The organism is Mesorhizobium sp. WSM4983 (genome assembly GCF_029625765.1).
Classification (GTDB): domain Bacteria; phylum Pseudomonadota; class Alphaproteobacteria; order Rhizobiales; family Rhizobiaceae; genus Mesorhizobium.
This window is the reverse complement of sequence record NZ_JARTVM010000001.1, coordinates 350886-368180: the sequence shown is the minus strand read 5'-3', so window position 1 is coordinate 368180 and position 17295 is coordinate 350886. Positions and strand designations below refer to the sequence as shown.

Sequence of the window (17295 nt, the reverse complement as noted above, 5' to 3'; positions counted from 1 at the left end):
GCCGTAGGCGAGGGTCTCACACCGGCGGATTGTGGGGCTGGAACAGCCTTCCGCGCTCGGCGATCAGGATCATCAGCAGGGCGGCGAGGGAAACGCTGCAGAAGCCGGCGGCCAATGGCGTGACCGTGCCGTTATAGGCCTGGCCTATCAGCGTTCCGAGCAGGCCGCCGAGAAAGGTCTGCATGAAGCCGAGGATGGAGGACGCCGTGCCGGCAAGCTCGCCGAGCGGCTCCATCGCAAGCGCGTTGAAATTCGCGCCGAGACAGCCAAATGGAACCATCGCGCCGGCAAAGAAGGCGATGAACAGCCAGAGCGGCATCTCGATCTCGAGCGAGACGACGAGCCAGACCAGGCTGATGGCGAGGAAGAGCAGCAGCGCGCTCTGCGACAGGCGCCGCATGCCGACCTTGCCGACGAGCCGCGCGTTGAGGAAGTTCGAGAAGGCGAGCACGCCCGCGACGCCGGCGAAGATCAGCGGAAACAGCTCGCCGACATGGAAGACTTCGAGATAGATCTGCTGCGCGGAATTGATGAAGCCGAACATGGCGCCGAAGATGAAGGTGCTGGCAAAGGCATAGCAAAGCGCGATGCGGTTGGTGAGCACGATGCGGAAGCCGCCGACGACGGCGTTGACGGTTAAGGGCCGCCGGTATTCCGGATGCAGCGTCTCCGGCAAGCGCAACAGCGACCATGCCGACACGATGAGCGCGCCGACGGCCATGGTGACGAAGATCCAGTGCCAGGTGGCGAAAAGCATGATGAACTGGCCGATGCCGGGCGCGACGACCGGTATCGCCATGAACACCATGAAGATCAGAGACATGACCTCGGCCATGCGGCGGCCCTCGAAGGTGTCGCGCACGATGGAGACAGCGATGACGCGGGTGGCCGCCGCGCCGATGCCTTGCACGACACGGCAGGCGAGCAGGGTGGCAAAGGTCGGAGCAACAGCAGCGGCCGCTACCGCCGCCACATAGATGATCAGGCCGGCGACCAGCGGCGCACGGCGGCCGAAACGATCGGAAACCGGACCGAAGAAGAGCTGACCGGTGCCGAAGCCAAGAATGTAGGCTGTGATCACATACTGGCGGTGGTTTTCATTCTCGACGCCGAGCGAGGCGCCGATCTGCTGCAGTGCCGGCAGCATGATGTCGATGGCGAGCGAATTGAGCGCCATCAGCGCCGCGCAGAGCGCAATGAATTCCCAGCGCGGAATGGGCAAGCTTTTTGCCGACTGCTGCGCTAGTGCCTGATTGTCCACGGCAAAATCCGATCAATCAAACGAACACGCGCCGGTCGACCGGCGCATCAATTCGTCTCGTTCTCGAGTTCGAAAGCCAAAGTGCCGAGGTGGGGCGGCCCCGAATGTCATCGCGCAGCCGGCTGGGCCGGCCAGCGCGAGCTCAAATCAGGCGGCGCCTTTGACGCTGACGCCTTTTTCGACCAGGAAATCCTGCAGCTCGCCGGCCTGGAACATCTCGCGCACGATGTCGCAACCGCCGACGAACTCGCCCTTGACGTAGAGCTGCGGAATGGTCGGCCAGTTGGAATAGTCCTTGATGCCCTGGCGCAGCTCGGCCGAGGTCAGCACGTTCACGCCTTTGTAGTCGACCCCGACATAGTCGAGGATCTGCACCACCTGGCCGGAGAACCCGCACTGCGGGAAGCCGGGGGTGCCCTTCATGAAGAGCACGACGTCGTTGCTCTTCACTTCGCTGTCGATGTAGTCGTTGATGCCGCTCATGGGGGAATCCTTTCACGCCTGTGGGGGTCAGGCTCGAAGCATGTCCATCAAATAAACCTATAGGTTGGCTGAAACAAGACGTTAGCCGCGACGCACCCGAAATGGCGCAAAGCTTTGGTCCGCCATTGGGCCAAATCCGCCAGCCGGAACTCTTCCCACAAGCGGGCCGGCAGGCCGGTTCTCTTGTCCCGGTGCCGCTGACGGTTTCCCAGGTGCGCACGCGCCAGAATTATAGCTATAGCTAAATCTTGTAGCATGCGCTATCCTTGCCAGTGCCTTGGAGGAACGCGGATATGCGCGAAACGAAATCGCTGCTGGAACAAAAGCTCGATCGAAGGCTGCTTCTGGCCGGTGGCCTGGCGGCCGGCGGCACGGCGGTGATGGCGACCGCGGCGCGCGGGCAGACCGACCACGCCGGTCACGGAACGCCAGGGGCGGCCGAACCGCAGCCGGCGCACCTGTCCGCGCATGGGGCGATGATCACCGTCGGCGAGGTCGAGGATAGCCGCAACGGATTCGATCCAGTGAAGCTGCTGAGCGACTGGGAGACCGGGACGGTGTCGACGCTGCCGGACGGGCGGACACTGCGCAGCTTCGAGGTCACGGCCGAGGACAAGGAGATCGAGATCGCGCCCGGCATCCTGTTCCCCGCCTGGACCTACAATGGCCGCGTGCCGGGGCCGACGCTGCGGGCCACCGAAGGCGATCGCTTGAAGATCGTCTTCCGCAACAACGGCTCGCATCCGCATTCCATGCATTTCCACGGCATTCACGCAGCACGGATGGACGGCGTTCCCGGCGCCGGTCTGATCGGGCCGGGCGAGGAGTTCATGTACGAGTTCGACGCCAGGCCGTTCGGCTGCCACCTCTACCATTGCCATGCGCTGCCGCTGAAGCGGCACATCCAGAAAGGTATGTACGGCGCCTTCATCATCGATCCCGATCCCGCCCGGCATCCGGAGCACGAGGCGGTCGCCCGCTCGCGCCTGCTCGGCACGCCGGAGAATGCCGGCTGGCAGGAATTCGTGATGGTGATGAACGCCTTCGACACCAATTTCGATAACGAGAACGAGGTCTATGCCGTCAACACCGTCGCCCATGCCTACGCGAAGAAGCCGATACGGGTGCTGAAGGACAAGCCTGTCCGGATCTATCTCGTCAACGTGGTCGAGTTCGACCCGATCAACTCCTTCCATCTGCATGCCAATTTCTTCGACTACTACAATCAGGGCACGACGCTGACGCCGACACTCAGGACCGTCGATCTGATCACCCAGTGCCAGGCCGAGCGCGGCATCCTCGAGTTCCATTTCAAGGAGCACGAGCCAGGCCTCTACATGTTCCATCCCCACCAGTCGGAGTTTACCGAACTCGGCTGGTCGGGCATGTTCGACGTCGTGGAGGCCTTGTCGTGACCGATGTCAGTAGCACCTCCCGGGATACACAGGCCGGTCGGCCGCGCTGGCTCTCTCTGCTCTGGATAGTACTGCCGCTCGCCGTGCTCGGGCTCGCGGTTGCGTGGATGGTCTCTTCCGACCCGTTGGCGAGCTTTCGCAACGGCGCGCCGCCGGTCGAGAACCTGACCTTCGAGCGGACAATTATCGGAAACGACGGCATTCGAATCCTCGTGCGGGCCGGCGGGTCGGAACCGATGGCGATCGCGCAGGTCCAGGTCGACGACGCTTACTGGCAGTTCACGCAGGATCCGCCGGGGCCGATCGCGCGCGGCGCAACGGCATGGATCAGCCTGCCATACCCCTGGGTGCTGGGGGAGGCGCATGCGATCAATGTCGTAACCAGTACCGGGACAACATTCGGGCACGATATCGCCGTCGCCGTACCCACACCGACGCGCAGTTCACCTAGCTTTGCCGCGCAAGCGGTGCTGGGCGGCTTTGTCGGCATCCTGCCCGTGGCGATCGGCCTGATGTTCTATCCGGCACTACGCGGGGTCGGGCGGAACGGCATGGACTTTCTCCTGTCGATGACCGTCGGTCTGCTCGCCTTCCTTTTCGTCGACACGCTCGAGGACGCGTTCGAACTGGCCGGCGAAGCAGCCGCCCTGTTCCAGGGGTCGACCATGATCGTACTCGCAGCCACCGCCAGTTTCCTTCTGCTCATGGCGGCAGGCCGGCGCAGCGGGACACCGACCGGGCTGGCGCTTGCCACCTTCATCGCACTCGGCATCGGCCTGCACAATCTCGGCGAGGGGCTGGCGATCGGCGCCGCCTTCGTCTCGGGCGCAGCCGGGCTCGGCACGTTCCTGGTGCTTGGCTTCACCTTGCACAACATCACCGAAGGCATCGGCATCGCAGCCCCGATCCTGAAGCAGCGACCGCCGCTCAGGACCTTCGCCATGTTGACGCTGCTCGCGGGAGGTCCCGCCGTCGTCGGCCTATGGATCGGCAGCCTCGCCTATGCGCCGCAATGGTCGGCGCTGGCGCTGGCGATCGGCGCCGGAGCGATCCTGCAAGTGATCGTCGAGATGGTTTCGCTGCAGCTTCGCCAGCGCCCCGACGGCTCGCGCGCCTTGCTCGCACCGGCTGCGATGGCCGGGCTGACAGCCGGGGTCGGCTTCATGTACCTCACGGCGATGCTGGTAAAGATCTGAACAACCGCGGCGTCAACACTCAGTCCGGAACGCTGGTCTGCAGGGCGAGCGCATGCAGCACGCCGCCCATATTGCCTTTCAGCGCGTCATAGACCATCTGGTGCTGCTGGACGCGGCTTTTGCCGCGGAAGCTCTCGGCCACCACTTCGGCAGCGTAGTGGTCGCCGTCACCAGCCAGATCGCGAATCGTCACCTTGGCGTCCGGAATGCCTTCCTTGATCAGCCGTTCGATGTCGTGCGCATCCATTGCCATGGCAGAAATCCTGTTTTCGAGCGGGCGCAGCCCGTGCGATGAGAGTCGGGGATAAGCGTAGAGCCTTTCCGGTCCGGATTGAAGCCGTTCCATCCGTGACCGAGGCTTCACGGGATATTCCGACCCGGCTGAGCCGCGTCGCCGGCGGACACATCCTCGCGCGTCGAGTAGGCGCGACCGAGGCTGAAGGTCAGCACGTAGAGCGGCACGTTTATCGCGATGCCGACCATCGGCAAGTAGCTCGTCCACTGCCAGACCGGGGAGAAAAACGGCCGGCCGTAGCCATCGCACATAAGCGAAGAAGCGAACGCCCAAAGCGCTCCGATGGCGGTTGCAATGGCGAAGAGCTTGACGCAAGTGACGATATGCCTTGCCCGAGCCGGCTCCGGCAAAAGGCGCTGCCACAGCACCAGGCACAAAACAGGAATGGCGTAGACGAGGTCCTGAGCGGCCAGCAACGGGATTGCGCCGTTCGCCGCAGCAAGGAACTCGGCTCGCGTTTCGAGCCTTGGACAGACCTCGCTCGAGGTCGTCGACAGCAGCAGAAAGACGAACGGGCCGAGGAACCAGAAAAAGAACAGCGACGGCCAGAAAACCGCTGCAAGCAGCGCCCGGACCGCCAGCCTGGTCAAATGGCCTGATCCATGAAGCGCGGGAACCAGCCCTCATGGGCGGCGGTCAATTCGCTGACCGGAACGGCACGCGCCTCGCCGAGCTTCAGCATGTCGCCACCGGTCGTGCCGATCCACGGCGCGAAGATGCCGAGCTTGCCCTGCTCCGCGCGGATCCTGTCCCATTCGCCGCTTTGCGGGTCGATCGACAAGGTCAGGAGATAACGTCCTTGGTCCTCGCCGAACCAGACCGGGATCGGATCGGTGCCGGTGAGACCGGGAATGGTGGCGCCGATGCCGGATGCCATCGCCATTTCGGCCAGCGCCACGGCAAGGCCGCCGTCGGAGACATCGTGCGCGGCAGTCACGATGCCGGAAGCGATCAGCGCGCGCACATGGTCGCCGACGCGCTTTTCATGTTCGAGGTCGACGGGCGGCGGCGAACCGTCGGCGCGGCCGTGGATGTCGCGCATATAGACCGACTGGCCGAGATGGCTGCCCCATGTCGGCGGCGCGCCGACCAGCACGATCATCTGGCCCTCGGCGGCAAAGCCGATGCGGGCCATCTTCGACCAATCGGCGATCAGCCCGACGCCGCCGATGGTCGGCGTCGGCAGGATGCCGCGGCCATTGGTTTCGTTGTAGAGCGAGACATTGCCGGAGACGATCGGGAAGCCGAGCGCGCGACAGGCGTCGCCGATACCCTTAACCGCTCCGACAAACTGGCCCATGATCTCCGGCCGCTCCGGATTGCCGAAATTGAGATTGTCGGTGGCGGCAAGCGGCAGGGCGCCCGTTGCCGTCAGGTTGCGCCAGCATTCGGCGACGGCCTGCTTGCCGCCCTCATACGGGTCGGCCTCGCAATAGCGCGGCGTGACGTCGGAAGAGAAGGCGAGCGCCTTGGTTGGATGGCCTTCGACGCGCACCACGCCGGCATCGCCGCCTGGGAGCTGCAGCGAATTGCCCTGAATCAGCGTGTCGTACTGCTCCCACACCCAACGGCGCGAAGAGAGGTCCGGTCCGCCCAGCATCTTGAGCAACGCGTCGGCGACGTCGGCCTTGGGCGCGTCGTTCGCTGCAAGCGGCGCCGGCTTCTTCGTTTCGACCCAGGGGCGATCATATTCCGGCGCCTGGTCGCCCAGTTCCTTGATCGGCAGGTTGGCGACCTCGTCGCCGTGGTGCAGCACGCGGAAGCGCAGGTCGTCGGTGGTCGTCCCGACGATGGCGAAGTCGAGGCCCCATTTGCGGAAGATCGCCTCGGCTTCCTCCTCTTTCTCGGGGCGCAGCACCATCAACATGCGCTCCTGGCTTTCCGACAGCATCATCTCGTAGGCGCTCATGCGCTCCTCGCGCACCGGCACCTTGTCGAGGTCGAGCTCGATGCCGAGATCGCCCTTGGCGCCCATCTCGACCGCCGAGCAGGTGAGCCCGGCCGCACCCATGTCCTGGATGGCGATGACCGCGCCCGACGCCATCAGCTCGAGGCAGGCCTCCAGCAGGCACTTTTCGGTGAAAGGGTCGCCAACCTGTACGGTCGGCCGCTTCTCCTCGATCTTGTCGTCGAACTCGGCCGAGGCCATGGTGGCGCCGCCGACGCCGTCGCGCCCGGTCTTGGCGCCGAGATAGACGACCGGCAGGCCGACGCCCTTGGCCTGCGACAGGAAGATGGCGTTGGTTTTGGCGAGGCCGGCCGCGAAGGCGTTGACCAAGATGTTGCCGTTGTAGCGGGCGTCGAAATTGACCTCGCCGCCGACGGTCGGCACGCCGAAGGAATTGCCGTAGCCGCCGACGCCGGAAACGACTCCAGCGACCAGGTGCCGGGTCTTGGGGTGGTCAGGCGCGCCGAAGCGCAGCGCGTTCATCGCCGCAACCGGTCGCGCGCCCATGGTGAAGACATCGCGCAGGATGCCGCCGACGCCGGTCGCGGCTCCCTGATAGGGCTCGATATAGGAGGGATGGTTGTGGCTCTCCATCTTGAAGACGACGCAGTCGCCGTCGCCGATGTCGACCACGCCGGCATTCTCGCCCGGCCCCTGGATCACCCGCGGGCCGCTGGTGGGCAGCGTGCGCAGCCATTTCTTGGAAGACTTGTAGGAGCAGTGCTCGTTCCACATCGCCGAGAAGATGCCGAGCTCGGTGAAGCTCGGCTCGCGGCCAACCAGATCGAGGATGCGCTGGTATTCGTCGGGCTTCAGCCCATGCGCGGCGACGAGCTCGGGGGTGATCGGCACGGAATTGGATATGGTCATGAGCGGCGATTGGTATCCGTGGGAGAGGGGGCTTTTCTGAGTCTCCTCTTATCGCAAGCTTTCGAGCGATACACCCCCAAAGCACGACGAAAACGCCGCAAAACCGCTGCGCCGGCACCGGCCGGTAGCGCGAGGCGCTTAGGAAAGGACAGGTCAGGAAAAACTGTCGTAGCCGGCGCGGCCCTCGTCGAGCAGGCGGCGGATGACCGCGACGCCACCGGCGACGTCCTTACTTTGCCGGGGTTGCGAAACACCGAAGCGGACGCCGTGGAAGACTTGCTCGGAACGACCGGCCTTGAACTCGTCCTCGTCGTCGATGAGCACGCCCTGCGCAAGGCAGGCATTCTTGAAGGTGCCTGAGAGCCAAGGATCCGGCAAGGTGAGCCAGACGAAGGGCACATTGTCCCGCGCCTTGAAGTCAAAGCCAGCCAGCGTCTCGCGCACGACATGGAGACGAGCTTGGATCTCGGCAATGCAGCGCTTGCGGATATCGTTGGCCTGGCCCGACATCACCAGCCTTGTTCCGACCTCCGCCAGCAGAAAGGGCAGCCCGCCGGTCATCATCTTGTGCGCCACGCGGATGCGGTGGCGGTAGGCGGGCGGGCAGGACAGCCAGCCGCCGCGCACGCCGGCCGCGACCGACTTCGACAGGCCGCCGGCTACGATCGTGCGCTCAGGGGCGTATTCGGCGAGCAGTGGCGTCGGATCGTCGGTCAATTCGCCATAAAGATCATCCTCGATCAGGACGACATTGTACTCGCGCGCTATGCGCGCGATCGCCTGGCGCCGCTCCGCCGACAGCGTAACCAGCGTCGGGTTCTTCGCCGTCGGCATCACGAACATCATCTTCGGGTGTTTCTGCGCGCAGACGCGTTCGAAATCGTCGGGATCGAGACCTTCATCGTCCGCCGAGACCAGCGCGGTACGGCGCCCGATCAGACCGGCGCTGCGCGAGATCTGCGAATAGGTGAGATGCTCGAAGACGATCGTGTCGCCAGGCGTGGTGAGCGCCGCGATCGCCGCCATCACCGCCGCATGGGTGCCAAGCGTCGGCACGATCGAATCGGGCGAGGGGTGAAAGGAATTGCGCTTGAGCCAAAGGCCGCCGGCCTCGAACCAGCGATCCGGGAAATCCCTGGTATAGCTTGAAATGTCGTGGGGGTGCTCCTCCGCCGTCCGCGCCAGCAGTTCGGCAATCAATGCGCCTTGTCCGACATCGGGGGCGGCGGTGCTGTCGAAGCGCAGCTTGCCGCTGGGCGCATCGATGAGCCGCGTTCCGAGCGCGGCGGGCTGCAGCTCGGGCTTGGGGCTCTCCGCGCGTTGCGCGAGCACATAGGTGCCGCGCCCGACCTCCCCACTCACCAGCCCGCGCTCGCGCAGCAACTGATAGGCCCGGCCGACCGTGCCGACCGTAGTGCCAATGTCGTAGGCGAGGTCGCGCTGCGGCGGCAGTTTTGCACCCGCATCGATGACGCCCTTGTCGATATCTGACTCAATGCTGTCAGCAAGGCGCTGATAGAGAGGGCCGGAACCGGAAGCGAGGTCTGGGAGCCAATTTGTCATGGTGACAATTTTTTATATTGCATCGCGAGACGAGTCAATCGATATGAGAACGCGGGTAGCTAGAGTACAATTGATAGAATTGGTTGATCGCAAGATGAATACAATTGATACATTCCATTATGACAGCGCCGAGTTGCACGGCCGCCCGTCGGGGCGCCGCAGGTTCGTTGACCGGGTCGTATTCGTGCTTCGTGCCATCGCCAGGCAAATCGACCGAATGCTGGAACGCCGTCGCGGACGCCTTGCGCTCTTGGAGATGACCGACGAGCAGCTCAAGGACATCGGCATTTCGCGCTGCGACGCCCATCGCGAAGGTATCAGGCCGTTCTGGGACTAAGCGCGTCGCGACGCCCTTGATTGTTGCGATGCATGTCAAATCGCTGCGCGGTTTGGGCATACATCGACCGCGAACAGAGCTTCGATGGTATGTTGATTGACGAGCGCGAAAAGCCGACCGTCAATCCTGCATTTGCAGGAAGTGGGCTACGGCCGAGTCACGCGGCAGCGGCGCAGGATGAATTGCCGGCCTGCCAGCGCGCGATGTCGGAGCCTATGCGCGCGCCCAGCGGTTCGGCCATCAACGGCCCGAACACGTCCACTTTGCGGGAATTGCCTTGTGCTTGCACGACCAGCAGCGGCTTGCCGCCATAGTGCTTGGCGGGCACCAGCAGGAAGCGCGGCGTGCCGCTGTAGGAGTTGAGCTCGTTGGCCATCTGATAGGGCTTGAAGGCCGGGTCCTTGCTGGCGATCCAGCACTTGTGAGCGGCGATGGCGACCTGCTCCATGGCAAGCAGGGAAGCGCTCTTGCCAGAGGGGGGCGGCGTGGTCTTCGAGCCGGACTGGCAAGAGGCAAGCGCAAATCCGGCGGCGGCCAGGAGAGCAAGGCGAGCAATCGTCAGTCTCATGGTCAGGCCGCCCCGTTGGTCTGAAAGAATGGTCTGAAGGAATCGTCTGAAAGGATCAAGCGGCGATGCCAAGCGCGCCTTCGAACAGCGCCCGGCCGTCGCTGCCGCCGTGTGCCGCCTCGATCAGGTTCTCCGGGTGCGGCATCAGACCGAGCACATTGCCCTTCTCGCTGACGATGCCGGCGATGTCGTTGATCGAGCCGTTGGGATTGGTGCCTTCGGCATAGCGGAACACCACCTGGCCTTCGCCTTCGAGGCGGGCCAGCGTTTCGGCGTCGGCGAAATAGTTGCCGTCGTGATGCGCGACCGGTGAGCGAATGATCTGGCCGGGCTGATAGCCGCGGGTAAACATCGTGTTGGCGTTGGCGATCTCGAGCTTCACGTGCCGGCAGACGAATTTCAGCGAGGCGTTGCGCATCAGGGCGCCGGGCAGCAGCCCCGCTTCGACCAGGATCTGGAAGCCGTTGCAGACGCCGATGACCATGACCCCCTTGGCCGCCTTTTCGGCCACTGCCCGCATCACCGGCATGCGCGCGGCGATCGCCCCGCAGCGCAGATAGTCGCCGAAGGAGAAGCCGCCGGGAATGGCGATCAGGTCGACGTCCGGGATTTCTGTATCGGTCTGCCAGACGGTCGCCGGCGCCTGACCGGAAATCTTGGTCAGAGCCGCGATCATGTCGCGGTCACGGTTGAGCCCAGGCAGGAGGACGACGGCTGATTTCATTTCGGTCGTAGGGCCTCTGGTTTTCGGCGAGTTCGCTGGTGATGCACGCGCTTCAGGAGCCTGTACATCAAATCGCTGGTGGCTTCAGGCATAACCTCTGCGCTGCAACTCAGGTAATAGCCACACTGTAATTCTCAATCACCGTGTTCGCCAGAAGCTTGTCGCACATGGCCTTGAGGTCGGCTTCGGCCTTGGCTTTGTCGGTTCCGGTGAGCTCGATGTCGAAGACCTTGCCCTGCCGCACCTGGCCGACGCCGTCGAAGCCCAGTCCTGAGAGGGCGTGCTCGATCGCCTTGCCCTGCGGGTCGAGAACTCCGTTCTTGAGGGTGACGGTGACGCGGGCTTTCATCGATACTCCTGAGTGATCGGTAGTGCGGAGGGCGGGCACGTCGTTTCCGGCAGGCCCGCGCTGGCAGTCAGTGCTTCGTGCTCTTCGAGGGCTCGGAAGAGGCAACGAGCACCGGGCCTGTCGGGCGCGGCGGCTCGTTCTCGTTCATGATACCGAGGCGGCGGGCAACTTCCTGGTAGGCCTCGACCAGGCCGCCCATGTCGCGGCGAAAGCGGTCCTTATCGAGCTTGTCCTGGGTGGCGACGTCCCACAGCCGGCAGGAATCCGGCGAGATCTCGTCGGCGACGACGATGCGCATCATGTCGCCCTCGAACAGGCGCCCGCATTCGATCTTGAAGTCGACAAGCTGGATGCCGACGCCCAGGAACAGGCCGGAGAGGAAGTCATTGACGCGGATAGCCAGCGCCATGATGTCGTCGATCTCCTGCGGGCTCGCCCAGCCGAAGGCGGTGATGTGCTCTTCCGACACCATCGGGTCGTCCAGCGCATCTGCCTTGTAGTAGAATTCGATGATCGAGCGCGGCAGAACCGTGCCTTCCTCGATGCCCAGGCGCTTTGCCAGCGAGCCGGCGGCGACGTTGCGCACCACCACCTCGAGCGGGATGATCTCGACTTCCTTGATCAGCTGCTCGCGCATGTTCAGCCGGCGGATGAAATGGGTCGGGATGCCCATACGATTGAGGTGATTGAAAATGTGCTCGGAGATGCGGTTGTTGAGCACGCCCTTGCCGTCGACCACCTCATGTTTCTTCTTGTTGAAGGCGGTGGCGTCATCCTTGAAGAACTGGATCAGCGTCCCGGGCTCAGGTCCTTCATAGAGGATCTTGGCCTTGCCTTCGTAAATGCGGCGGCGATTTTTCATCTGATTTTTTCTCTGGATTGGCGGGCAGGCGGCAAGCGGCCAGTTCCTGTCCGTCTGCCTAAATTAGTTGTGGCGACGGGTGCGTTCAATGCCGGTGTCTATAGCAATCGTAATGTTTGCTCAATCGGCAAATCCAGCCGATCAACCGCTTTCGGAACCGAAATGCCGCAGCGCAGCATGGGACGTTGCATATTGACCGGCCCGCGACCTTTTGGTTTGTGCTGGGTAAGCACACATATTCATAGCCAAGCGAATCGATTTGATCGGAGGGACGCATGAGCAGCATGAAAGACCGCGAAGAGGGCTTCGAGCGCAAATTCGTCTTCGACGAGGAGCTCCGCTTCAAGGCCTCGGCGCGCCGCAACAGAGCGCTCGGCCTGTGGGCCGCCGAAAAGCTGGGCAAGAGCGGAGCCGATGCCGAGGCCTATGCCAAAGCGGTAGTCGTCTCCGACATCGAGGAGGCTGGCGACCATGACGTCTTCCGCAAAATCCGCGAGGACTTCGACGCCGCGGGCGTCAACCAGTCGGACCATCAGATCCGCCGCACCATGGACGAGCTGATGGCGCAGGCGATCGAGCAGGTCAAGAACACGTAAAAATCGTTGGACCAATCGACCGCCCGGCTCAGCCGGGCGGTTTTCTTAGCCTTGCCGCCGTTTCCGGCTGAGACTGCGGATCGTTACCAAGGAAGTTCCGATGTCGCTCAAGTCCCGCCTGGCCGCCGACGAAACGCTGTTCACCGCCTGGTCCGGCGTGCCGGACGCGCTGACGGTAGAGATCATCGCCAAGCAGGGCTTTGATGCCGTTACCCTCGACATGCAGCATGGCGGCCACCACGAGGACAGCGTTCTGCGCGGCCTGGTGCCGGTGCTTGCCGCCAACAAGCCGGCGCTGGTGCGCATCCCGGTCGGGCGCTTCGACATGGCGAGCCGGGCGCTCGATTTCGGCGCAGAGGCGGTGATCGCGCCGATGGTCAATTCCGTGGACGACGCCAGGCAGTTCGCCGCAGCGATGAAGTATCCGCCGATGGGCGAGCGTTCTTGGGGCCCGACCTATGCCTTCCCGCGCCATGGGAAGGGCGACCATGCCGAGTGGCTGCGCGACTCGAACCAGCGCACCATGGCCTTTGCCATGGTCGAGACGCGTGCGGCGTTCGAGGCGCTGGACGGCATCCTCGAGACGCCCGGCATCGATGGCATCTTCGTCGGGCCGTCGGATTTCTCGATCGCTTGGTCGAAGGGCACCACCGTCAATTCGACGCTGGAAAGCATGATGGAGACGGTCGCCTCGATCGCCGAGCGGACGCGCAAGGCAGGCAAGCACGCCGCGATCTATGTCATCGAGCCGGCCATTGCCGGCCGCGTCGTGTCGATGGGCTATCGGCTGCTCGCCATGGGTTCTGACCACACGCTGATCTCGCTCGGAGCCAGGACGCTGCTCAAGAGCATGCGGGATTCGATCGGCGCCTGAGGCGTTTCAAGGCTCCTTCAGTTCCGTGAGGAACTTGGCGAAGGTCATCGATCCCTCCGGCCAGGGGCCGAAGCCCGCGTCCTGGTTGAGATGGCCGGCGTCGCCGGCGTCGATGAACAGCGAACCCCAGGCGGCGGCGATATCCTCGGCAACCTCAAAGGCGCAGAACGGGTCGTTGCGGCTGGCGATCACGATCGACGGAAAGGGCAGGGGATCGCGCGAATAGGGCCCGAAGGTCATCAGGTGCCTCGGCCTGATCTCCGGATTGGCGACATCAGGGGGCGCCACGAAGAAGGCGCCCGCGACCGGCTTCTGGAATTGCGGGATCGCCTGCACCGCCGCCGCCACACCCAGCGAATGCGCGACGATGACCACCGGCCGCTCGGCCTCGTTGACAGCTTTCGCTACACTTGCCGTCCAGTCCTCGCGCACGGGTTTCGTCCACTCGGCCTGTTCGACCCTGCGTGCCGTCGACAATTTCGATTGCCAGCGGGTCTGCCAATGCTCGGGACCGGAGTTGGTGTAGCCGGGTATGATGAGGATATCGGCGTCCTTGACTTTCATGGCGCCGATGTAGCGAGCGCCCCTGTCTGATGCAACCGGCCGGTGGAATGCAGTGGCATCACAAAGGTGAACAACGTGTTCGATTCTTACAACCTTGTGTGAACGATGGTGATGAACGATCTGGAGAGGGAACAGGAATGACTAATAAACGTCGGAGCGACTGCCCATCGTGAGATCGGCGCCCGAACGGAGAGTGTGATGAGCGAACTGCCTTTTGCCGCGACCACCCCGGTCAGCGTCGCGCGTGTCGGGTTGAAGGCGCGCGATGCCGAAAACCTTGCCGCCTATTATCGTGCCGTCGTCGGCCTGCAGGAGTTGAGCCGCGCCGATGGCGCGATCACCCTCGGCGCCGCGGCCCGCCCGCTGCTGGTGCTGGAGCAGGATGCCTCGGCCAAGCCTGACGACCCGCGCAGCGCCGGCCTTTTCCACACTGCGTTCCTGCTGCCGTCGCGCGCCGATCTCGGCCGGTGGATCAGCCATGCCGCCGCCAACCGGATCGGCATCGAAGGCGCCTCGGACCATCTGGTCAGCGAGGCGCTCTACCTCACCGACCCTGAAGGCAACGGCATCGAGATCTACGCCGATCGCCGTTCGCAGGATTGGAAATGGAACGGCGACAAGATCGCAATGTCGACCGAGCGGCTGAATCTCCCCGCGGTCGTCGCCAGCGTGCCCGTCGGTGACGCCGGCTGGCAGGGAGCGCCGGAAAACACCATTGTCGGCCATGTCCACCTGCGCGTCGGGCGTCCGGAAGACGCCGAAGCGTGGTGGCATGACGAATTCGGCTTCGACACGGTCGCCAAATATGGCGGTCAGGCGGTGTTCCTGTCCTCCGGCCACTACCACCACCATATCGGTGCCAATTCCTGGCGCAGCGCCGGCGCCGGCCGCCGCGATCCCTCCCGCTCGGGCCTCGCCTGGGTCGAAATGCGCTCGGATAACGTGAAGGCCGAGACGACGCGTGAAGATCCCTGGGGCACGGTGATCAGGACGGTGCCTGGCAAGGCCTGATTAGGCTGCGCCACGCTAGCGGGCCTTCCCCCGGACTCAGGCCTGTCCAAACACCCGCTTGAAGATCGTGTCGACATGCTTGGTGTGATAGCCGAGGTCGAACTTCTCGCGGATCTCGGCCTCGGGCAGTGCCGCTGTCACGTCCTTGTCGGCAAGCAGTTCCTCAAGGAAATCAGCACCTTGCTCCCATACCTTCATGGCATTGCGCTGCACCAGGCGATAGGCATCCTCGCGTGACACGCCAGCCTGGGTCAACGCCAGCAGCACGCGCTGCGAATGCACCAGGCCGCGGAACTTGTTGAGGTTCTTCTCCATGTTCTCGGGGTAAACGAGCAGCTTATCGACGACACCGGTCAGGCGTGCCAAGGCGAAGTCGAGCGTCACCGTCGCGTCCGGTCCGATCATGCGCTCCACCGAGGAGTGCGAGATATCGCGCTCGTGCCACAGCGCCACATCCTCCATGGCCGGCATGGCGTAGGAGCGGACCATGCGGGCAAGGCCGGTGAGATTCTCGGTCAACACCGGGTTGCGCTTGTGCGGCATCGCCGACGAGCCCTTTTGTCCCGGCGAGAAATATTCTTCCGCTTCCAGCACCTCGGTGCGCTGCAGATGCCGGATCTCGACGGCCAGGCGCTCGACCGACGAGGCGATCACGCCGAGCGTAGCGAAGAACATCGCATGGCGGTCTCGCGGGATGACCTGAGTCGAGACCGGTTCCGGCTTCAGGCCGAGTTTCTTCGCCACATGCTCTTCGACGTAGGGATCGATGTTGGCGAATGTGCCGACCGCGCCCGAGATGGCGCAGGTGGCGATGTCTTCGCGCGCGTGCAGCAACCGCTCGCGGCAACGCGAGAATTCGGCATAGGCCAGCGCGAGCTTGACGCCGAAGGTGGTCGGCTCGGCATGGATGCCGTGGCTGCGGCCGATGGTGATGGTATCCTTGTGCTCGAAGGCGCGGCGCTTCAGGGCCACAAGCAGCGCGTCAATGTCGGCAAGCAGAATGTCGCTGGCGCGTGTCAATTGCACCGCAAGACACGTGTCGAGAACGTCCGACGAGGTCATGCCCTGGTGAATGAAGCGAGCGTCCGGTCCGACGAATTCGGCGAGATGGGTCAGGAATGCAATCACGTCGTGCTTGGTGACGCGCTCGATCTCGTCAATCTTATCGACGTCGAATTTGGCCGCGCCGCCCTTTTCCCAGATGGTCTTGGCGGCTTCCTTCGGGATGACGCCGAGCTCGGCCAGCGCATCGCAGGCATAAGCCTCGATCTCGAACCAGATGCGGAACCGGGTTTCGGGCGACCAGATGGCGACCATTTCCGGCCGGGAATAGCGAGGGATCATGGTTTCTTAGTCCTGCTGGGAGAAGCTTTGGCCGCGTCCTAACAGAGGCCGGCTCAATGCTCAACGCCGCCGGCGTGCAAACCAGATGCTGGCGGCGGCAAGTACGGCAAAGCCGAACGGAAAATAGAGCCGGATGCCCAGGACGACGAACTGGTAGAGCGCAGCGAGGATCGTGAACACGAACTCAGACGCCCAGGTCCGCGTGAAGGCCGGCGCGTGCCACTCGGCGTAGTAAGAACGGTATTGCAGGGCAAACAGCCCGCCGGTGAAAGCGAGCGTCGCGCCGAGCAGGCATACGAAAGCTGCGGCGAGCGCGGTTTCCCAGTGGCGGCCGCGCGATACCAGCGCGGCGAACGTCAGCCCGACCGGAAAAGCAAGCGCGCCGCCGAGGGCATAAAGCAGCACGACGAAGCGTGCGCTGTCCGGCGTCTCCCAATAATACAGATTGAGGAAAGCGCTCGCCGCCATCGCAAGCCCCCACAGCAAGGCGCCGACAATTGCCGTGCCGGTCGACGGCAGAGCGTCGCGCAGGCGGTTTGCCAGGCGCAGACGCAAGGAGGCCGGCTGCAGCGACGTTACGGTCACTGGGCCACGTTCCGCGGCGAAAAGCGGTTCGGCTTGCGTGGTGTTGGCAATGCTCCCTGTCTCATTGGCGTCATGGCTATCACACCATGGTGAACAAGACGTGCCGCTCGATGCATTCAATCCGGCGGCCGTTTGTTATTGTGGGCGGCCGACAGGGACGCGCGGCCACCCACCGGAGGGACCAGCATGACCGTCGATCTCAGTAAGATACGCGAGCATATGGAAGTAGTCGGCGCCGATGGCGTCCATGTCGGCACCGTCGACAAGGTCGAGGGGCAGCGCATCAAGCTGACCAAGGCCGACAGCGGCATGGGCTCGCACAAAGGCCACCACCATTACGTTCCGCTGGCTCTGGTCGCGGAGATCGAAGGAAAGAAGGTCTGGCTCTCGGCGAATTCGGAAGTCGCGGTGACGTTCGAGGAAGAGAAGTCCGACCCGACCTGACCGGCG

At 63.8% G+C, this 17295-nt stretch carries 20 protein-coding genes; 7 read left to right on the top strand and 13 right to left on the bottom strand.

All coding sequences use genetic code 11. The features are described 5' to 3' along the window. Positions 1 to 16: 16 nt before the first annotated feature. Both P9254_RS01945 and grxD read right to left on the bottom strand, forming a co-directional pair. Positions 17 to 1261, bottom strand: coding sequence for a multidrug effflux MFS transporter (locus tag P9254_RS01945; RefSeq protein WP_082954039.1), 1245 nt, complete (start codon positions 1259 to 1261; stop codon positions 17 to 19). Between the two features lie 147 nt (positions 1262 to 1408). Continuing rightward, positions 1409 to 1744, bottom strand: coding sequence for a Grx4 family monothiol glutaredoxin (gene grxD, locus P9254_RS01940; RefSeq protein ID WP_066995148.1), 336 nt, complete (start codon positions 1742 to 1744; stop codon positions 1409 to 1411). Between the two features lie 293 nt (positions 1745 to 2037). Here grxD and P9254_RS01935 point away from each other — a divergent pair, with 293 nt between their 5' ends. Both P9254_RS01935 and P9254_RS01930 read left to right on the top strand, forming a co-directional pair. Continuing rightward, the gene (locus tag P9254_RS01935; RefSeq protein WP_278054003.1) at positions 2038 to 3159 is read left to right on the top strand and encodes a multicopper oxidase domain-containing protein; all 1122 of its coding nucleotides are present in this window, start codon (positions 2038 to 2040) and stop codon (positions 3157 to 3159) included. Further along, the gene (locus P9254_RS01930) at positions 3156 to 4355 is read left to right on the top strand and encodes a ZIP family metal transporter (protein ID WP_278054005.1); all 1200 of its coding nucleotides are present in this window, start codon (positions 3156 to 3158) and stop codon (positions 4353 to 4355) included. The genes P9254_RS01935 and P9254_RS01930 overlap by 4 nt, the downstream gene beginning before the upstream one ends. A gap of 19 nt (positions 4356 to 4374) precedes the next feature. On the opposite strand, the gene P9254_RS01925 is transcribed toward P9254_RS01930, so the two are convergent. The 4 genes from P9254_RS01925 to P9254_RS01910 all read right to left on the bottom strand — a co-directional run bounded on the left by P9254_RS01925 (position 4375) and on the right by P9254_RS01910 (position 9031). After that, positions 4375 to 4608, bottom strand: coding sequence for a BolA/IbaG family iron-sulfur metabolism protein (locus tag P9254_RS01925; protein WP_023674714.1), 234 nt, complete (start codon positions 4606 to 4608; stop codon positions 4375 to 4377). Between the two features lie 107 nt (positions 4609 to 4715). Then, positions 4716 to 5240, bottom strand: coding sequence for a hypothetical protein (locus P9254_RS01920; protein ID WP_278054017.1), 525 nt, complete (start codon positions 5238 to 5240; stop codon positions 4716 to 4718). Then, positions 5237 to 7468, bottom strand: coding sequence for a phosphoribosylformylglycinamidine synthase subunit PurL (purL, locus tag P9254_RS01915; RefSeq protein ID WP_095825269.1), 2232 nt, complete (start codon positions 7466 to 7468; stop codon positions 5237 to 5239). The genes P9254_RS01920 and purL overlap by 4 nt, the downstream gene beginning before the upstream one ends. A 153-nt stretch (positions 7469 to 7621) precedes the next feature. Beyond that, positions 7622 to 9031: an aminotransferase-like domain-containing protein gene (locus P9254_RS01910; RefSeq protein ID WP_127216717.1), complete on the bottom strand. Its 1410-nt coding sequence runs from the start codon at positions 9029 to 9031 to the stop codon at positions 7622 to 7624. Between the two features lie 94 nt (positions 9032 to 9125). Here P9254_RS01910 and P9254_RS01905 point away from each other — a divergent pair, with 94 nt between their 5' ends. Then, the gene (locus P9254_RS01905) at positions 9126 to 9368 is read left to right on the top strand and encodes a DUF1127 domain-containing protein (protein WP_278054227.1); all 243 of its coding nucleotides are present in this window, start codon (positions 9126 to 9128) and stop codon (positions 9366 to 9368) included. A 157-nt stretch (positions 9369 to 9525) separates the two neighbouring features. On the opposite strand, the gene P9254_RS01900 is transcribed toward P9254_RS01905, so the two are convergent. The 4 genes from P9254_RS01900 to purC all read right to left on the bottom strand — a co-directional run bounded on the left by P9254_RS01900 (position 9526) and on the right by purC (position 11871). After that, positions 9526 to 9936 carry a hypothetical protein gene (locus P9254_RS01900; protein ID WP_067328325.1) on the bottom strand — a complete coding sequence of 137 codons (411 nt, stop codon included), beginning with the start codon at positions 9934 to 9936 and terminating at the stop codon, positions 9526 to 9528. 55 nt (positions 9937 to 9991) lie between these two features. Beyond that, on the bottom strand, positions 9992 to 10660 hold the full coding sequence (gene purQ, locus P9254_RS01895; RefSeq protein ID WP_067328327.1) for a phosphoribosylformylglycinamidine synthase subunit PurQ: 669 nt from the start codon (positions 10658 to 10660) through the stop codon (positions 9992 to 9994). Positions 10661 to 10769: 109 nt separating this feature from the next. Continuing rightward, a complete protein-coding gene (gene purS, locus P9254_RS01890; protein WP_066995172.1) occupies positions 10770 to 11009 on the bottom strand; it encodes a phosphoribosylformylglycinamidine synthase subunit PurS in 240 nt (79 codons plus the stop codon). A gap of 67 nt (positions 11010 to 11076) precedes the next feature. Next, the gene (gene purC, locus P9254_RS01885) at positions 11077 to 11871 is read right to left on the bottom strand and encodes a phosphoribosylaminoimidazolesuccinocarboxamide synthase (protein WP_040969563.1); all 795 of its coding nucleotides are present in this window, start codon (positions 11869 to 11871) and stop codon (positions 11077 to 11079) included. 275 nt (positions 11872 to 12146) lie between these two features. Here purC and P9254_RS01880 point away from each other — a divergent pair, with 275 nt between their 5' ends. Together P9254_RS01880 and P9254_RS01875 are read left to right on the top strand one after the other, a co-directional pair. After that, positions 12147 to 12467, top strand: a complete 321-nt coding sequence (locus tag P9254_RS01880) for a DUF1476 domain-containing protein (protein WP_066995175.1) — start codon at positions 12147 to 12149, stop codon at positions 12465 to 12467. A gap of 100 nt (positions 12468 to 12567) precedes the next feature. Then, entirely contained in the window at positions 12568 to 13341 is a 774-nt protein-coding gene (locus P9254_RS01875) for an HpcH/HpaI aldolase family protein (RefSeq protein ID WP_095800840.1), read from the top strand. A gap of 6 nt (positions 13342 to 13347) precedes the next feature. Here the strand turns inward: P9254_RS01875 and P9254_RS01870 are convergent, their stop codons facing one another. Beyond that, positions 13348 to 13905 (bottom strand): RBBP9/YdeN family alpha/beta hydrolase, encoded by a 558-nt coding sequence (locus tag P9254_RS01870; RefSeq protein ID WP_067328331.1) that lies wholly within the window; start codon positions 13903 to 13905, stop codon positions 13348 to 13350. Between the two features lie 198 nt (positions 13906 to 14103). Between P9254_RS01870 and P9254_RS01865 the strand changes: the two genes are divergently transcribed. Continuing rightward, positions 14104 to 14916, top strand: coding sequence for a VOC family protein (locus P9254_RS01865; RefSeq protein WP_278054023.1), 813 nt, complete (start codon positions 14104 to 14106; stop codon positions 14914 to 14916). A gap of 36 nt (positions 14917 to 14952) precedes the next feature. Here the strand turns inward: P9254_RS01865 and purB are convergent, their stop codons facing one another. After that, a complete protein-coding gene (purB, locus tag P9254_RS01860) occupies positions 14953 to 16260 on the bottom strand; it encodes an adenylosuccinate lyase (RefSeq protein ID WP_278054024.1) in 1308 nt (435 codons plus the stop codon). A gap of 60 nt (positions 16261 to 16320) precedes the next feature. Continuing rightward, on the bottom strand, positions 16321 to 16779 hold the full coding sequence (locus tag P9254_RS01855) for a hypothetical protein (RefSeq protein ID WP_278054228.1): 459 nt from the start codon (positions 16777 to 16779) through the stop codon (positions 16321 to 16323). 252 nt (positions 16780 to 17031) lie between these two features. Between P9254_RS01855 and P9254_RS01850 the strand changes: the two genes are divergently transcribed. After that, entirely contained in the window at positions 17032 to 17289 is a 258-nt protein-coding gene (locus tag P9254_RS01850) for a DUF2171 domain-containing protein (protein ID WP_095800838.1), read from the top strand. Positions 17290 to 17295: the final 6 nt, after the last annotated feature.

What these genes read in the sequence shown, in the direction of transcription:
- P9254_RS01900 (WP_067328325.1), bottom strand. Translation starts at nt 9,936, where the DNA reads ATGAGACTGACGATTGCTCGCCTTGCTCTCCTGGCCGCCGCCGGATTT.
- P9254_RS01935 (WP_278054003.1), top strand. Translation starts at nt 2,038, where the DNA reads ATGCGCGAAACGAAATCGCTGCTGGAACAAAAGCTCGATCGAAGGCTG.
- P9254_RS01850 (WP_095800838.1), top strand. Translation starts at nt 17,032, where the DNA reads ATGACCGTCGATCTCAGTAAGATACGCGAGCATATGGAAGTAGTCGGC.
- purS (WP_066995172.1), bottom strand. Translation starts at nt 11,009, where the DNA reads ATGAAAGCCCGCGTCACCGTCACCCTCAAGAACGGAGTTCTCGACCCG.
- purC (WP_040969563.1), bottom strand. Translation starts at nt 11,871, where the DNA reads ATGAAAAATCGCCGCCGCATTTACGAAGGCAAGGCCAAGATCCTCTAT.
- P9254_RS01925 (WP_023674714.1), bottom strand. Translation starts at nt 4,608, where the DNA reads ATGGCAATGGATGCGCACGACATCGAACGGCTGATCAAGGAAGGCATT.
- P9254_RS01870 (WP_067328331.1), bottom strand. Translation starts at nt 13,905, where the DNA reads ATGAAAGTCAAGGACGCCGATATCCTCATCATACCCGGCTACACCAAC.
- P9254_RS01905 (WP_278054227.1), top strand. Translation starts at nt 9,126, where the DNA reads ATGAATACAATTGATACATTCCATTATGACAGCGCCGAGTTGCACGGC.
- P9254_RS01865 (WP_278054023.1), top strand. Translation starts at nt 14,104, where the DNA reads ATGAGCGAACTGCCTTTTGCCGCGACCACCCCGGTCAGCGTCGCGCGT.
- purL (WP_095825269.1), bottom strand. Translation starts at nt 7,468, where the DNA reads ATGACCATATCCAATTCCGTGCCGATCACCCCCGAGCTCGTCGCCGCG.
- purB (WP_278054024.1), bottom strand. Translation starts at nt 16,260, where the DNA reads ATGATCCCTCGCTATTCCCGGCCGGAAATGGTCGCCATCTGGTCGCCC.
- P9254_RS01910 (WP_127216717.1), bottom strand. Translation starts at nt 9,031, where the DNA reads ATGACAAATTGGCTCCCAGACCTCGCTTCCGGTTCCGGCCCTCTCTAT.
- purQ (WP_067328327.1), bottom strand. Translation starts at nt 10,660, where the DNA reads ATGAAATCAGCCGTCGTCCTCCTGCCTGGGCTCAACCGTGACCGCGAC.
- P9254_RS01875 (WP_095800840.1), top strand. Translation starts at nt 12,568, where the DNA reads ATGTCGCTCAAGTCCCGCCTGGCCGCCGACGAAACGCTGTTCACCGCC.
- grxD (WP_066995148.1), bottom strand. Translation starts at nt 1,744, where the DNA reads ATGAGCGGCATCAACGACTACATCGACAGCGAAGTGAAGAGCAACGAC.
- P9254_RS01880 (WP_066995175.1), top strand. Translation starts at nt 12,147, where the DNA reads ATGAGCAGCATGAAAGACCGCGAAGAGGGCTTCGAGCGCAAATTCGTC.